The sequence below is a fragment of the Bacteroides sp. OM05-12 genome, from assembly GCF_003438995.1.
Classification (GTDB): Bacteria; Bacteroidota; Bacteroidia; order Bacteroidales; family Bacteroidaceae; genus Bacteroides.
Map to the genome: position 1 here is coordinate 86,257 of NZ_QSUN01000011.1, position 16,925 is coordinate 103,181.

Annotated in this window: 15 protein-coding genes; 5 read left to right on the top strand and 10 right to left on the bottom strand. The window is 37.8% G+C overall.

Going from position 1 to position 16,925, the window contains the following annotated elements:
* Nucleotides 1-6: 6 nt before the first annotated feature.
* Nucleotides 7-1,686 (bottom strand): M23 family metallopeptidase, encoded by a 1,680-nt coding sequence (locus DXB63_RS10435; protein WP_122126377.1) that lies wholly within the window; start codon nt 1,684-1,686, stop codon nt 7-9.
* 126 nt (nt 1,687-1,812) lie between these two features.
* Here DXB63_RS10435 and ald point away from each other — a divergent pair, with 126 nt between their 5' ends.
* Nucleotides 1,813-2,916 (top strand): alanine dehydrogenase, encoded by a 1,104-nt coding sequence (ald, locus tag DXB63_RS10440; protein ID WP_122126357.1) that lies wholly within the window; start codon nt 1,813-1,815, stop codon nt 2,914-2,916.
* Between the two features lie 58 nt (nt 2,917-2,974).
* On the opposite strand, the gene DXB63_RS10445 is transcribed toward ald, so the two are convergent.
* From DXB63_RS10445 to DXB63_RS10475, 7 genes are all read right to left on the bottom strand, one after another.
* Nucleotides 2,975-3,940: a nitronate monooxygenase family protein gene (locus DXB63_RS10445; protein ID WP_122126358.1), complete on the bottom strand. Its 966-nt coding sequence runs from the start codon at nt 3,938-3,940 to the stop codon at nt 2,975-2,977.
* A 70-nt stretch (nt 3,941-4,010) separates the two neighbouring features.
* Nucleotides 4,011-5,021: a DUF4249 domain-containing protein gene (locus DXB63_RS10450; protein WP_122126359.1), complete on the bottom strand. Its 1,011-nt coding sequence runs from the start codon at nt 5,019-5,021 to the stop codon at nt 4,011-4,013.
* 6 nt (nt 5,022-5,027) lie between these two features.
* Nucleotides 5,028-7,682 carry a TonB-dependent receptor gene (locus tag DXB63_RS10455; RefSeq protein ID WP_122126360.1) on the bottom strand — a complete coding sequence of 885 codons (2,655 nt, stop codon included), beginning with the start codon at nt 7,680-7,682 and terminating at the stop codon, nt 5,028-5,030.
* Between the two features lie 3 nt (nt 7,683-7,685).
* Entirely contained in the window at nt 7,686-8,618 is a 933-nt protein-coding gene (locus DXB63_RS10460; protein ID WP_122126361.1) for a FecR family protein, read from the bottom strand.
* Nucleotides 8,619-8,691: 73 nt separating this feature from the next.
* Nucleotides 8,692-9,207 (bottom strand): RNA polymerase sigma-70 factor, encoded by a 516-nt coding sequence (locus tag DXB63_RS10465; RefSeq protein WP_122126362.1) that lies wholly within the window; start codon nt 9,205-9,207, stop codon nt 8,692-8,694.
* A gap of 74 nt (nt 9,208-9,281) precedes the next feature.
* Complete coding sequence (nadC, locus tag DXB63_RS10470; protein ID WP_122126363.1) at nt 9,282-10,121, bottom strand: carboxylating nicotinate-nucleotide diphosphorylase; 840 nt, start codon at nt 10,119-10,121, stop codon at nt 9,282-9,284.
* Entirely contained in the window at nt 10,114-10,506 is a 393-nt protein-coding gene (locus DXB63_RS10475) for a DUF4783 domain-containing protein (protein ID WP_122126364.1), read from the bottom strand. Before DXB63_RS10475 ends, nadC begins: the two co-directional genes overlap by 8 nt.
* A gap of 126 nt (nt 10,507-10,632) precedes the next feature.
* On the opposite strand from DXB63_RS10475, the gene rlmH reads away from it, so the two are divergent.
* A complete protein-coding gene (rlmH, locus tag DXB63_RS10480) occupies nt 10,633-11,106 on the top strand; it encodes a 23S rRNA (pseudouridine(1915)-N(3))-methyltransferase RlmH (RefSeq protein WP_122126365.1) in 474 nt (157 codons plus the stop codon).
* Between the two features lie 10 nt (nt 11,107-11,116).
* Here rlmH and DXB63_RS10485 read toward each other — a convergent pair whose 3' ends face one another.
* Both DXB63_RS10485 and DXB63_RS10490 read right to left on the bottom strand, forming a co-directional pair.
* Nucleotides 11,117-11,458 (bottom strand): hypothetical protein, encoded by a 342-nt coding sequence (locus DXB63_RS10485; protein WP_122126366.1) that lies wholly within the window; start codon nt 11,456-11,458, stop codon nt 11,117-11,119.
* 317 nt (nt 11,459-11,775) lie between these two features.
* Nucleotides 11,776-12,285, bottom strand: coding sequence for a DMP19 family protein (locus DXB63_RS10490; RefSeq protein WP_122126367.1), 510 nt, complete (start codon nt 12,283-12,285; stop codon nt 11,776-11,778).
* A 132-nt stretch (nt 12,286-12,417) separates the two neighbouring features.
* Here DXB63_RS10490 and DXB63_RS10495 point away from each other — a divergent pair, with 132 nt between their 5' ends.
* From DXB63_RS10495 to DXB63_RS10505, 3 genes are all read left to right on the top strand, one after another.
* Nucleotides 12,418-14,379 carry a polysaccharide lyase family 1 protein gene (locus tag DXB63_RS10495; protein WP_122126368.1) on the top strand — a complete coding sequence of 654 codons (1,962 nt, stop codon included), beginning with the start codon at nt 12,418-12,420 and terminating at the stop codon, nt 14,377-14,379.
* A gap of 371 nt (nt 14,380-14,750) precedes the next feature.
* Nucleotides 14,751-15,452: an iron-sulfur cluster assembly scaffold protein gene (locus DXB63_RS10500; RefSeq protein ID WP_122126369.1), complete on the top strand. Its 702-nt coding sequence runs from the start codon at nt 14,751-14,753 to the stop codon at nt 15,450-15,452.
* Nucleotides 15,453-15,469: 17 nt separating this feature from the next.
* Complete coding sequence (locus tag DXB63_RS10505) at nt 15,470-16,483, top strand: GGGtGRT protein (protein ID WP_122126370.1); 1,014 nt, start codon at nt 15,470-15,472, stop codon at nt 16,481-16,483.
* Nucleotides 16,484-16,925: the final 442 nt, after the last annotated feature.

Consider the following 16,925-nt stretch of genomic DNA (forward strand, 5'->3'; position numbering starts at 1 on the left):
TTTTATTTAATAACTTAATATTCTTTCAACACAGGTTTTATTACCACAATAATCCTCTACGATAAGAGAGAACTTATGCTTTCCCACAGAAACACGTTTCGGTTCCAAGCGAGCAGTCAAAGTTCCATTTTTTGCACTATAAGCAACAAGTACAAATTTACCATCAACAGTTCCACGATATGATTTTATCCCTGTACCAATATCACTTACCTTATATATTATACGCGCACGGGAAGAGGAATCTCCCACCGGTACAACACAAGGTGCAATTGTATCCACTGCTATGCGAAAAGTTCCCAATTCTCGAATTTTTGTTTTTACCCAACCATTTTCGTAAGATCCCCCCACACTATAACGTTTCTTTCCGTCTCGTCTTTCTATAAAGTATTTAGTAGTATCCTTTACTGTTAAGTGACGTACTCCTAGCATCAATTCACATCCGGCATGCAATGGCAAAAGCTCGTTATGAAGTTGATATTCAAAAGAAATAGCCGAAGAATCAGTTCTCACTTTTGTGTCTAAAGCGACATTCTCATACAGCATATCTTTAGGAATAATCAATTGGAGACCGGGTTCTTGTACTACATTGGTACGATCATACCGCAGATAATGACGCATATCCGGATAATATTCCGGAATAGATTGTTCCCTGCCACGGACAATAAAAGAATACCGGGAAATATTCCCATGTAAATCCTTCAGCACATACATAAAATGAAAATCCCGCTCCTCATTAATCTGTATAATGCCTTTATTTTCATCTGTCTGTAAAATCCGAAGAGGGTTACCCGGTGCTACGAATGACTTCATAATCCACTTTCCCTCCTTCTTATAAGCTGAATAATCCGTCCAAGAATTTATAGCACGGCTTTCATCAAAAGAATAACAATCCACCGTACTTTCAAAAACTTTCATCGTATCGACAAACAGTTCCACAGACTGCACACCATAATTATTATGTGTTCCATCCATATAATCATTCGCCGATAATCCAATCCCAATATCTCCCCATGCCTCAATAATATGTTCCAGACAAGAAGCTCCGGATGAGGAAACAACAGAAAAAGTTTTTTTCTGCACACTTCCTTCAACAACGCCTCGTCCTACCTGCGGATAGAATGTTATGGAATTGGCTACAGGAGGTCGGGTATCTTTTATCCTAGTAAGATAAAAAGCTAACGGATCTACCGGTTCATTTGATGCTGTTTTTCTTATCTCCATGTGTAAATGCGGTCCAAACGAGAATCCGGTATTCCCACTCATAGCAACAATTTCCCCACATTTAAAATGGAACATTGTAGAATCAGGTACTATATCTACTGCAAAAGTTTCATGATCATATTGATATTGCTCTACATAACGAGATATAGCAGGAATAAAAGAATTAAGATGTCCATATACCGATGTATATCCATTCGGATGGCTTATATATAAAGCATTACCATACCCTCCTGAAGAAACCGTAATTCTTGAGACATAACCATCCGCGATACAATGTATTGGTTTGTCTATTACTCCCTGTGTCTTAAAGTCAAGTCCTCCATGTAAATGATTAGCTCTTAATTCGCCAAAATTGGCACTCAACGACAAAGGGAAATCAAAAGGTGAAGCAAACTTTTCATGCATTATTTCTTGTGCATGCAAAACTGAGCATGATAGCAAAATGGCAATTATATATCTTTTCATCGGAGTTTTATTCATGATGGGCACAAACTTACAAAATAAATATGAAAATTTCTGCATCAAAGTGTTACAACTTAACATGCAAATTCGTATATTTGGAATCGTATAACACCTTAAAATTTAACGCTTATGTTAATTGGAATTCCTAAGGAGATTAAAAACAATGAAAATCGCGTGGCGCTTACTCCCGCCGGCGCAAAAGAACTAACAAAAAGAGGACATCAAGTATTTGTACAAAAAACAGCTGGTATTAACTCAGGCTTCGCAGACGAAGAATATGAAAATGCCGAAGCTAAAATTCTTCCTTCCATTGAAGATGTGTACGCTACAGCCGAAATGATTATCAAAGTGAAAGAGCCTATCGAACAAGAATATTCCCTTATTCGTGCCGGACAGTTGGTTTTCACTTATTTCCATTTTGCCTCTGATGAAGTTCTGACACACGCCATGATTAAGAGTAAAGCTATTTGCCTGGCCTATGAGACAGTGACATGGAATGGAACATTACCATTACTTATTCCTATGTCAGAAGTTGCCGGACGTATGGCAACTCAAGAGGGCGCACGTTTCTTAGAAAAGCCACAAGGAGGAAAAGGTAGATTGCTTGGAGGCGTTCCAGGCGTAAAACCGGCCCGCGTAGTTGTCCTCGGAGGAGGTATCGTAGGTTCAAATGCCGCACTAATGGCTGCAGGAATGGGAGCTGATGTCGTGATTATGGATATCTCCCTACCTAAACTTCGTCAATTGGCTGAAACAATGCCTAAGAATGTAAAGACTCTTTTCTCTTCAGCTCACAACCTTGAAAAAGAACTATCAAGAAGTGATCTGGTTATCGGAGCCGTATTGGTTCCCGGAGCTAAAGCCCCTCACCTCATTACACGTGATATGCTAAAATTAATCAAACGGGGAACCGTCTTAGTAGATGTAGCAATAGATCAGGGAGGATGTTTTGAAAGTTCACGTCCTACAACCCATTCAGAGCCTATATATGATATCAATGGCGTAATACATTACTGCGTTGCTAATATTCCGGGCGCTGTGCCACAAACTTCTACTCTAGCATTAACTAATGCAACTTTGCCATATGCCATCCGCCTTGCAGATAAAGGTTGGCAGCAAGCTTGTCGCGAAGATGCGGGATTAGCAGATGGATTAAATGTCGTAGAAGGAAAAGTTACTTTCCGTGCGGTAGCAGAAGCATTCGGTCTGAAATATGAACCGATTAATCTATAAATCACTATAAATTAACCCGGTGACATTCAATCATCGGGTTAATCATTTCTTACTCATTTTATTTTTTCAAACCTTCAACAAAGCCTGAGTTATCAAGTATATACACAAAGGCATTGACATAATCATCCAGGAGTTCTCTCATAACTTGATTTACAGACTTCAAGTTCTTTAATTGTGAAGCAGCTTGCCCTATCTCCAAAGCTCCATTATCTAAATTACCTTCAAAAATACCCATGCGAGCTTTGCCTTTGCCCATGATACGATCCAGTTCATCCTTTTCTGCACCTTGGCTTTCCGCCTTATCCAATTCTATATATAATTGATTTTTCACCATTCGTATCGGAGCAAAATGGCGTATACCTACACCAGTATCTCCACCAGATAGTTGCAAACATCTTTCCTTAAAGTTCTCATGAGCAGAACTTTCTTCAGTTAAAGCAAAAAGAGTTCCTATTTGCACTCCATCAGCTTCAAGTGCCATTGCTGCCATCATAGCCTGGCCGCTGGCAATACCTCCTGCCGCCAACAAAGGCAAATGTGTAACAGCTCTTACCTCACGGATAAGACACATTGTAGTCGTTTCATCTAATCCATTATGCCCTCCGGCTTCAAAACCTTCTGCAACAATAATATCAACACCTGCTTCCTCACTTTTCGTTGCAAAACGAGCACTTGAAACAACATGTGCTACCCTAGCGCCTTTCTCATGCAAAAAAGAAGTCCATGTTTGGGGATTTCCAGCTGAAGTAAAAACAATATTTACTCCCTCTTTCACAATCACATCCATGATTTCTTCTACTCTCGGACACATTAATGGAACATTTACTCCAAATGGTTTATTTGTCGCCTTCTTACATTTCTGTATATGTTCTCGAAGAATCTCCGGATACATTGTTCCTGCACCTATCAGTCCTAATCCTCCAGCATTACTTACTGCTGAAGCCAACCTCCAACCGGAACACCAAGCCATTCCTCCTTGAATAATTGGATATTGAATGCCTAACAAACTGCATATTCTATTCATATATTCACAACATTACATTATTGGAATAAAACAAAAAAAATGCAGAAAGGTTCATTACCTTCCGGTCTATTTACCAATTATAGGTTCTTTTAAAATAAAAATATTCCGTTTTATAACGGCTATATGCTCCCAGATAACCCAATCCTCCAAGCACATTTGAATAAGGCTTTACCGGTTGAGCAAATCCACTATTCGCTAGGTCATCATCCCGTAGCATTTCAAGAGAACGGAGATAATTATAATACTCTTCAGACAACGTATAAAACTCAATGGCATACCGGATATATTCATGACTATAATAACCTTCATCCATTTTCGGTAATACCATATTTACAGAATCACAAGACTCCATCATTCCGGTAAGAAAATTACTTTCTTTTATATGAAAGGTATATGTTTGTCCGCTTATCTTTTCATCATCAAAAATCATAATACCGGATGCTTGCGAATCACTTCCATCCATAAACATATCATCAAGAATAGAATATGAAGAAGTAAAAAGTGGTTCATTTTCTTTATTAATCGTTGTAGTATAAGGATAAAAGCAGGGTAATTCTTCATTTTCATCCCAATATGCAGTTTCTGCATAAACAAGCAATCCATAATAGTTTTTCACATTTGAAATATCCGTAAAAGTTGCAGAAATATTCATATTTACACTACCATTAGTATTATTTTCAGGTACAAAACTTACATGTTCCAATGTAGTTAATGATGGTAATGTCGTTTCTGCCTGAATATCAGAGAATCCCTTAGCCGAAGCAACAACACGAACGCAATCCCCCGGGTTAAACTTCTTATGTTGACCGTAATATATTCCTTTTCCTGCATATTGCATTTGTTTGCCAGGTAAATCATTCACATATAAACACACCGTCGCCCCAATCAAGGAGTCTGCTTTCGGTTTATCCGTGACAAACCAACTTTCACTAAGATGAATATACACTCCATCTGTTTCAGATATAACATTACCTTTCATTACTATTTTCGGTGCAGTACGATAAGATTCCAAATCAAAATCCTGATAGCAAGACACAAAAACAAAAAGCGTTGCAATATATAAATATATCTTTTTCATCATGTATTCTCAAAATTTAAGTGTATAACTGAATGATGGAATAATAGGAATAACCCCCTTTGTACGAGACTTAATTCCATCCCAATGATATCCCCCCTTTTCATCATAATGTTCCAACGTTTTCACATCTAACAAAAACGGGTTAAAACGACAATAAGCATTATAAAGGCTAAAGTTCCAGATTCCTTCATTACCTCTTTTTGTACGAGTATAAAGATTTACACCAACATCTAAACGATGATAAGCCGGCATACGGATATTATTGAAATGCTCATAAGTAGCACCTCCATTATATTGTTCCAAAGGATAAGTAACCCAATTACCAGTCGCATAAGTCCAAGCAGCAAAGGCTTCCCATTTCTTATTAAAACGATATGCCAAACTAAGATTAAACTTATGCCTGTTATCAAATCTAGAAGGGTACCAATTTCCCTCATTATGCTGTGCAAAACGACGTTCAGCCCATGAAAGCGCATAAGAAGCTTCTGCTGAAATACGTCCGACCGAATGTTTCAACGACACTTCCAGACCATATCCACGAGCAGTTCCTTCAACCACTTTCTTTTCCCATCCCTCGTATGCAGGAGAAAAACGCGGAGAATCCCTATAGTCTATCACATGTTGCATATTTTTATAATACCCTTCTACACAGGCTTCAATATTCCATGGAAGTTTATAATACAGGCCTAATGATATTTGTCGCGAAAGCATCGGACGGATATTATTCGTAACCGGTACCCAAAGATCAGAAGGTAAGTTAAGATAAGTAGTTGAAAGCATATGTACATATTGATTCATTTTTGAATAAGAAACTTTCAATGAAAGCCTATTCGAAAGCAGAAAACGCGTAGAAAAACGAGGTTGTACCGATAAATAAGTCTGTTGCCGCACACTAAACAATGTACCACGTACACCGATATTCATCCTCCACCAACGAAACAAATCCATTTCATCTTCAACATAAAGAGAAAATTCATGCGCATGAATTGAAGGTACATTAGAGTTCGATTCCAATTGTTTATCTTTTCCTCCGTTTACAGACACTGTAACATCCCTATTCTCTTGCGGACTGAAGATATGATATAAATAATCCGAACCGAAACGGATATGATGGAAAGAGGACGGACGATAATCAAAATCCGCACGATACCCCAAATCTTGTATCGTTGTCTGATTTACACGGTCAGAAATCTTCGTATTCAACCATGAGCTATCATTTTTCTTTCCATCTAAAAACTTTTCATAATCATTCATACGGGAACGATAACGCGAACTAACGACAGAAATATTACCATAAAGATGATTATTGAATTCATAATTCCAATTCAAAGAAGCAATTATATTACCCCATTTCATAGATGTATGTTGATTATAATTATTCACACTCTCAGCATCATTCAAATCATATTTATCAGTCGTCTTAAATACATCATTACCCGAATAAACACTAAGATTAAGATGGCTACGATAAGAGAAATGATGGGTAATCTTTGCATTCAAATCATGAAAAGCATAACGAAAAAAATATTTATCTTCTTTACTTTTAGCATTCAAAATAGCAAATACCGGTGCAGTCAACACATCTAACCATGTACGTCGTAATGCTATATTAAAAGAAGTTTTATCTTTAATTATCGGTCCTTCCAATTGGATACGCCCTTCTGTTAATCCGACAGAGAAAACTCCATGAAAATGTTTCATATCACCATCTTTCGTACGAACATCCACAACAGAAGAAAGCCTTCCTCCATAACGTGCCGGAAAACTACTTTTATAGAAATCCACTGTCTTAATTGCATCACTGTTGAAAGCAGAAAAAAGTCCGGCCAAATGATTTATTTGATACACAGGATTACCATCTATCAGAAACAAATTTTCATCTGAATTACCTCCACGCACATACATTCCGGCAATTAACTCCGTACCGGAAGCAACTCCGGGTAACATTTGTAGTCGTTTCACCAAATCCGGAGAACTGAATACAGAGGGTACGTCCCGTATATCTGCACCGCTAAGTTGCACTTTTCCTGTTTGAGCACTTAATAATGAAGAATGTCTGTTTTCCCCTTCTACCACTACTTCTTGTAAAGTTGCTCGTTCCGGTAAAGAAAAAGAGATTACCGTATCCTGTTTTAAATTAAAAGTTATTTCTTTCTCCCGAAAGCCTACATAAGAAGCAAACAATTCAATGTTTCCTTGTGGCAGACTAAGACTGTAAAATCCATAATTATTCGTCGCCGTACCTCTATTAGTTAATCTGTCTTGCAAAGTAGCACCCAATAAAGTTTCACCGGATTCATCGGTTACATAGCCACTGATTGTGTAAGTATGAGTTCTCAGCATTTTCTTTAAAATAATGTATTTACCATTGCTGTGCCATTGCAACGAAAGCGGCCGAAACAAACGGTCCAAACATTCATCAAAAGGTTCTTGTATCGCACGAAAAGTAATCGGTTTTACATTCTTAAAAAGAGAAGACTCATAAGAAAAAGAAATATCCGACTGTTGCTCTATTAGAACCAAAACCTCTCGTAAAGGCATATTTCTTACAGAAAGAGAAATGGTTCCATGCACTGTTTTAGAAAGATTTTGCGCATTAACTCGTATGAAAGGCAAAAGAAATATAGCGATCATACAAAGTACTTTTCCTAATTTCCAATACATAAATTACTGTTTAATTTCTAATTTTACATCAAGGGTTTCATTTATCACTTTCAGGACATCCGGCAAAAGCATATTATTAAATGTAGCAGTCAATTGTTTATCTATATTCCCCACAGGTTTTAACAGAACATGATAATGTTTCTCCAATGTACTAACCACCTGTATCAAAGACGTCTCATTAAAACGAAGAACACCTGTTACCCATGATAATTCATTAGTATCCGGTTTTGTTTGCAACACAATCTTGTTATCCGTCGAACTATATTTGGCTGACATACCTGCAGTAAGTATCACATTATTACCGGATTTTTTTGCGGAAAAAGCAACCTTACCGTATTCTACCCATACTTCAGACTCTTGCATATTCGTTTCAACCTGAAAAGCAGTACCGAGTACCCTCACATTTGTCTGATTCGAGACTATAGTAAAAGGATGAGCAGGGTCACGCCGTACACGAAAAAAAGCTTTGCCATTCATCTGAACCGCACGATATTTACAGCCGTAAACCGCTTTGTCATACCGCAAAGACGAATTTCTTGCTAGTATAACCTCTGTACTATCCGGAAGATAAACAATATCTTTATCTATAATCGAATTTACAACGATCCATTCGGAAGAGGGATGAGTAAACCAATATAAAGCAAAGCCACCTAATATTAACATTAAAGCCACCGCAGCCACACGATACGCTTTTCTATAAAAAAGAATAATACGGGGTTTACCTATACGGGCATAAACCCGATTCCAAGCTTTACCACTATCTAATTTACCATCAACATAAAAGGATGAAACAAATGTAAGGCCTTCACGTAAATTTTCCACTTCTTTCTTATTAGAAAGAGATTCATCCATCCAATGTTCCACCAATAAACATTCCTCTTCTGATGCCTCACCGCTCAGATATTTAGCTAAAATACAATTGTCAATCTTACTCATAATAGTATTCCTTACCTCTTGTCTATCTTTAAGACAAGAAGAAAAGAAAAACCCCTATCATTAATAAAAGAAATTATCCAAAAAAGAAAAGATAAATACGGTAGGCCATTTCCCGAAGTGTTTTAAGAGCTTTTCCCATCTGATTTTCTACTGTTTTTATTGAGATATGGAGTTCAGCAGCAATCTCTTGGTAACGCATTCCATCACGTTTACACATCAAGAATATCTTACGGCGTTCGAGAGGAAGTTCATCTATCACTTTCCACAATCTCGCATCCCTTTCAGAACGTTCTATCATTTCTTCTTGTGAGGTATCCGGAATATCTCCCTCTAATTCTTCTTCCGGCAATTCTTGTTTTATAATAGACAAGTAATTTAAGCAACGATTTCTTACCGCCCTATAAAGATAAGCTTTAGGATTTTCAATAACAACTCCTGTCAATGATTTCTCCCACACATCCACAAAAGCCTGTTGCACTATATCTTCGGAATCGTCGACACTATTCAACATCCGCATTGCATATAAATTTAGCGGACGGTATAAAATCTTAAACTGACATTCAAATTCATCAACAGTTAAAGAAAGCATATATTAGGAAAGAAATTATTGAAGTAGTCACTCTGATGTTAACCGAATAACATCAGAGTAACAAAATAGTCTTATTAACAAGCCTTAAAACTCATATCAAGGCCTTTTACTGAGTGAGTCAAAGCACCTACAGAGATGAAATCCACACCACATTCGGCATAATCGCGAAGTGTATCAAACGTAATACCGCCTGAAGATTCTATTTCATACTTACCGGCAATCATCTCTACTGCTTTCTTCGTATTCTCCAGAGTAAAGTTATCCAGCATTATGCGGTCTACACCACCAATATTTAAGACTTGTTGTATTTCATCAAAGTTTCGGACTTCAATTTCAATCTTCAAGTCCTTTCCCTTACTCTTGCAATATTCTTTTGCACGATTAATCGCTTTATCAATACCTCCGGCAAAATCCACATGATTATCCTTTAGAAGAATCATATCAAATAAGCCTATACGGTGATTAACCCCACCACCTATCTTTACAGCCATTTTTTCCAACATACGCATACCCGGAGTAGTCTTACGAGTATCCAACACGCGCGTCTTCGTCCCTTCCAATTGTTTCACATATTTACGTGTCATGGTAGCAATTCCGCTCATTCGCTGCATAACATTCAGCATCAAACGTTCTGTTTGCAGCAAAGATTGAACTTTTCCCTCTACAATCATTGCCACATCACCCGGCTTTACTTCCTCGCCATCATTAATAAAAACCTCCACTTTCATGATCGGATCAAAACGATGAAAGATTTCCTTTGCTATCTCAATTCCGGCCAGCACACCGGCTTCTTTTATTAAAAGTTTGGATTTCCCCATTGCAGTAGCAGGGATACATGATAAGGTAGTGTGATCTCCATCACCTATATCTTCGGCAAAAGCAAGATCTATTAATTTATCAATTAGCTCATTCATTGGTTTTATCTATTCTTATTTGGTGTATTAAAAAGTTATTATCCGTTTTTTTAAAGAAACAGTTTATCCGATAGGTTCCTTCCGAAGTTGCAAGTGTACCAACAATAAACCCCGATTCATCACGTTTTCCCTGATGATTAATATTAAATCCCTTTACTTTATTATTTGCAAAAAAAGTTGCCATGAATTGCTTTGCTCCATCCTTATCATAATCTTTTGTTCCATCCGGTTGGATTATCTCGACATGACTCCCCATAAAAGAAGATAACTCATCCGCACTTCCGTGTTTAAAAGCGTTAGTTAAGCCTGCCGGAACCTCCTGAGCTATTGCAGCAGCCACAAATATCATGAAGCTGACGAGCATTAAAGACACTCTTTTTTTCATAACTTTAGGCATTTATGTATCGCAAAGGTATATATTATTCCGAAATAACCATACTGTTTTCCACTTTAAGTTAATGTTTTTCTTATTTTTGCATGATAAACTCTTTAAAACAAGAATAAGTATTTCATGAAAATAACACTCATTGTGGTGGGACGCACCGTCGAGAAACATTATGTAACTGCGATTAACGACTATTTGGAACGTACGAAACATTTCATTCCGTTTGACATTGAAGTTATTCCGGAGTTAAAAAACACCAAGAGCTTGACTGAAGATCAACAAAAGGACAAGGAAGGTGAATTAATAGTAAAAGCTATTCAACCGGGAGATGTCATAGTCTTACTCGATGAGTTTGGAAAAGAGTTCCGTTCAGTAGAGTTTGCTAATTGGATTGAAAGGAAAATGCACCATGTAAACAAACGGCTTGTCTTTATTATCGGAGGACCTTATGGATTCGCTCCTAAAATATATCAAATTGCTCAAGAAAAGATCTCGTTGTCTAAAATGACATTTTCACATCAAATGGTACGCCTTATCTTTGCAGAACAACTCTATAGAGCTATGACAATCCTAAACGGAGGGCCTTATCACCATGAATAAAAGATAATTTTCATGGAAGCACTATCTTCTTGGCTTCCAATGTTGCCAAAAAGACATCCTGTTCATATATTACATTACCGTTGTAAATCACTACTATATTTCGTTTACCCGTAGTCACCTCATAAGTATTATTTTTAATAGCAGATTTTCTATCTTTAACCACTTCGGCTTTAAATCTCGTTTCATTATCCACACAGACCTCTACCCCACCCTGATATTTACTAGCAGAAACGAAATACAGATAGGACAGATTGGGACGAGACGAAATATCACTATTGTATACCGTTTTACATCCGGCCAATACAACAATAACCATTACCAAAGATCCGAATAAAAGTAGACGATGTTTCATACTATTAATCTTTCATTCATCTATCAACAAGGGAGATAATTTACTTCGTTCCCCACAAATATAAAAAATATATTTATCAAATGAAACAAAATAGTGACATTTTATAGACTGAATAGTCTTTCTTGAAGTAAAGTAAATCTATATAGCATCCAAAAGACAGCAAAACGTACAAACAAAAAAACGTACAAGGGAGCGTTACCTTGCACTCCAGTAGCTATAAGCCCACGCTCCCTTAAGTGTATGGCAACACCCCCTTAGGCATTTTCAATCCATCAAGGCAATGAAAAGCACTATTTTTCTCAATAAGAAAGAACTTTCTATAAGATTTCGGCAAAGTCTGTCAAATGTTCATCGACATATTCAGCAAGAGTAGCCGTGACTAATTCCTCCATGTCAAGAAACTTTTCTTCCAAATCATCAAAAGCCTCATATTGTTCATACATAGCCATGAAATCATCATAAGAACGATCTTTTGTCAAATCCTCTTTATTCTTATCATAAATTTCTTTCGCTTCGTATATCAACTTTGAGAAATCAGTCAAGCCAAACAAGCGCATTGCTTTTGCAAAAGGATTCTCAAAAATATACGGGCCGTAACCATTCTGTATTAACTGAACGAACCCTCCATCCATCACTTCTTCACGAAAAAAACGATAGCCAAGCAATGAATGTTGACAGCCATTCAGCAATCCCATAGTCTCGGCTTTTAATTCTCCACCAAGCACCTCTAGGTATTTATCCGTAAAAACTTGTATAAACTCATCCATACCCTGTTCAGCCGCAGCCTTTAAAGCTGCATCCGAGATCTGTATCTTTGTCGTTTCCATCTATCAATATTTTCTGTTTAGCGACAAAGATAAAGTTATTCAGTCAAAAAATACCATACATGTACCAAAATATAAACACTTTGTTAGAGACATCAGATGTAAATTTGCAGAAAACAAATTTTAGTTATTGACATGAAAAACATTTATACGTACTTCTTAGGAATTATTTTAAGCCTTATCGGCTCACAAGCGTATGCTCAACTATCACCATATGACTTAAATAAGCCTGTTGGTTTTGGAGAAAAAGTAACAGGAGGAGAAGGAGGAAGAAACATCACGGTTACTACCCGTTCAGAACTATCCAACGCATTGAAGACAACTGATAAAGCCATTATTTATATCAAAGGAGCAATTGAAGTCAACAGTATGTTGAAAGTCGTAGCAAAGAATAAAACCATTTTAGGTTTACCCGGTTCCTACCTTTATAATAATAACCGTACGCAATCCGGCTCCGGAATACTCTATCTCAGTCAAGGGTCTAACAATGTTATTATTCGTAATGTGACTTTTAAAAGTGCGGGAGCTTATGATGTGGATGGCAATGATAATCTCTGTATCGACAAAGCGACCTATATTTGGGTAGACCATTGTGATTTTCAAGATGGCGTAGACGGTAATTTCGATTGTAAAAACGCTTCAGACAATATTGCCGTCACTTGGTGCCGTTTCCGTTATCTTATTGATCCAATGGCCGGTGGTTCTGGTGGTTCAAATGATCACCGTTTCTCCAATTTATGGGGATCAAGCGATGACGCGACAGGCGACCGCAACCATTTAAATACAACATTTCAATTTTGTATGTGGGAAAGTTGTGCAGGCCGTATGCCTCGTGTACGCTTTGGGAAAGTACATCTAATCAACTGCTATTATAAACCCAAATCAGGAGCAAACACTGTACAATGCGGAAACGAGTCCAGTTTATATATTGAAAACTGTATGTTCGACGGCAAACAAAATCCTTGGTATGATTACACAGCCAAAGGTGCAGCATTCAAGGTCACTGAAACAGGGAGCATTTTCAATAATTGTTCCCGACCTTCCGATACAGGCACAGGAACAGCATTTACTCCAAACTATGCAACTGCAATATCTGCCATTCCCGCAAGCAATGTAAAAGATGCGGTAACAGGTGATTATGGTGCAGGAGCAACACTGATTGTTAAAGAAAACGAAGGAGTAATAACAACCGTAGATGGTAAAAGTACAGATACATCACTAAGCAGTCTCAGTGTTAACAATATAAATATTCCTGTCAGCAAAGGAGTCTACTCTTACAGTGTCATACTTGAAGAAAGTGCAACTGTCTCATCTATTATTGCCACAGCAAATGACAACAAAGCCAGCGTAAGCAATATTACATTACCAACTGCATTACCGGCAACTGTCACTTTTACTGTTACAGCTGAAAATGGCGCTATTGCCACATATACATTATTAATTAAAGAAAGTTCAAAATCAGCTATTTGGGATTTTTCTTCTTGGAGTGATGCTACTTTAACAAACCTGGCATCGGATGCAAGTAATTGGAATACAATAAGCGAAACAAGATATTCGAACGAAATAACAATGTCCGGAACTCTATCTGCAAATAGCACTACTATCTATGAAACGGAAGGACTTATTTTTGGATCTTACGCTAAAGATAAAATCAGGATCAACCATGCTGAAACAAGCAATGGCAGTAACCTGCAACTAAACGGGGGAAAACTAACCATTACTATCCCGGAATGTAATGCAAATGATGAAATTACAATAGATTTCAGCTCTACAAATACGGAAGAAAGAGGATGGACGGTAGATAATGCATCACCGGCCACCGGAGCATTAATCACAACCCGCGACAAGCAAACATTCACTGTAACAACAAACGGAAGCGTGACATTCTCTACAACGAGCGGCTTACTTATATTTTCTATCGAGCGTCATTCATCAGGCACAGGTATTAGTACTGCCGAGACAGACAATTCAGAGATTATTAAAACAGAGTATTACTCTATCTCCGGCATAAAACTCCAAGTTCCTCAAAAAGGTTTCAATATAGTGAGATACTTCATGAAAGACGGCACTACGAAAAGTAAAAAAATATTGTTCTAAAACGCAGAGAAGCTACTCTTCATTTATAAAGATGATACAATAAGAGTATTAAAAGCCTTAGTTTTTCTTCTTATATAGCTGTCAATAATATCAGAAGACACAGGCTTTTAATACTCTTTTCTTCTACACTGACCACTCATAAGATTTACAATTTATAAGACAAACAGCTTTAAAGTAATTTGCAAACTCTACTTTACAAAACCTTATTTTAACAACTTTATTTAAGCCTTTTCTATAAAAAAGTCACAGACTACTGGTTGTACAAAAGAATAAAACGACTACCTTTGTGGGCGTTTTAAGAAAAGATGCGTCTTTTCCAAATGCAAAGTGGTTACGAAAGTTTTTTATTCTATTACTAAAAAAAAGCGAATATGACTTATTCACAAGAAGTAGAACACATGTGTGTTGTGAAGAAAGGTCCTAATCACGGACCGGCTCCAATTCCCGAAGAAGGAAAATGGGTAAAATCAAAAGAAATCGTTGATATTTCCGGTTTGACACACGGTATCGGTTGGTGTGCTCCTCAACAGGGCGCTTGTAAACTAACTCTTAACGTTAAGAATGGTATCATTCAAGAAGCATTGGTTGAAACAATCGGATGTTCCGGTATGACTCACTCAGCCGCTATGGCAGCAGAAATTCTTCCGGGAAAAACTGTTCTTGAAGCTTTGAATACCGACCTTGTTTGCGATGCTATCAATACAGCAATGCGTGAATTGTTCCTTCAAATTGTTTACGGACGTACTCAATCTGCTTTCTCTGAAGGTGGTTTGATTATCGGAGCCGGATTGGAAGACCTGGGTAAAGGACTTCGCAGTCAGGTAGGTACACTTTATGGAACTTTGGCTAAAGGTCCTCGTTACCTTGAAATGGCAGAAGGCTATATCAAAAACATCTATCTGGATAAGAATGATGAAATCTGCGGATACGAATTCGTTCACATGGGCAAATTCATGGACGAAATCAAGAAAGGTACAGATGCTAACGAAGCATTGAAAAAAGTTACCGGAACTTACGGACGCGTAACAGCAGAACAGGGTGCAGTTAAACACATTGATCCACGTCACGAATAATATAAGGAGGAAAGAATATGGCAATTAGAGAAGTAAAATTTGAAAGTCAAGACCGTCGTATCAAAGGCATTATTGCTGCTTTGAACGCTAACGGTATCAAAGACATTGAAGAAGCTAACGCTATCTGCGAAGCTGCTGGACTTGATCCTTATAAAACTTGTGAAGAAACTCAACCGATCTGTTTTGAAAACGCAAAGTGGGCTTATGTAGTAGGTTCTGCTATCGCATTAAAGAAAGGCTGCAAAAATGCTGCCGAAGCTGCCGAAGCTATCGGTATCGGTCTTCAGGCATTCTGTGTCCCTGGTTCAGTAGCCGACGATCGTAAAGTAGGTATCGGTCATGGTAATCTTGCTGCTATGTTGCTTCGCGAAGAAACCAAATGTTTCGCATTCCTCGCAGGTCACGAATCATTCGCTGCTGCCGAAGGTGCTATCAAAATCGCTGCAAAAGCAGACAAAGTACGCAAAGAACCTCTCCGTTGTATCTTGAACGGTCTTGGAAAAGACGCTGCTCAAATCATTTCTCGTATCAACGGATTTACTTATGTTCAGACTCAGTTTGATTATTTTACAGGAGAATTGAAAGTAGTTCGCGAAATAGCCTACTCTGACGGTGCTCGTGCAAAAGTAAAATGCTATGGTGCTGACGACGTTCGTGAAGGTGTGGCAATCATGTGGAAAGAAGGTGTAGATGTATCTATCACAGGTAATTCTACTAATCCGACTCGTTTCCAACATCCGGTTGCAGGTACTTATAAAAAAGAGCGCGTGCTTGCAGGCAAACCATATTTCTCAGTAGCATCAGGTGGTGGTACAGGTCGTACACTTCACCCGGACAACATGGCAGCCGGACCGGCTTCTTATGGTATGACCGATACTATGGGCCGTATGCACTCTGATGCCCAGTTCGCTGGTTCTTCATCAGTTCCTGCTCACGTGGAAATGATGGGATTCTTAGGAATCGGTAACAACCCGATGGTAGGTTGCACAGTGGCTTGTGCTGTTGATGTGGCTCAGGCTTTAGCTAAGTAACTTAATTTACTTTATATCGGTAGACTCCTGTAATCCAAACAATTACAGGAGTTTTTTTATTTCTGATAAATCAATAAGTATCAAATACAAATTAACATACGGTCGATTGTCTGCAAACTCCTATCGTTTGCAAACAATCGACCGTATCTTCGTTTTCAATCAACCTGATGTTTTTGAAAAACATCAAGGTGTTTGAAAAAAACATCTAGGTCGATTTTTATGAATTTCGGTGGTGTTTTGTGCTAAAACAGAATTTACTTCACTCCGCCTTCACCTTATCACGATTTATATATTTATAATTGGTTTCCAATTAGTTAAAGTGAAAGTACTTCTTTTATTGAGAATCGATACCTGAGAACAGAAAGTCTAAAATGAGAAAATACACTGTCTTGTCCTGCTATAGGTTGACTCAAACAGATCATCAAATGAGTTCAAAAGAATT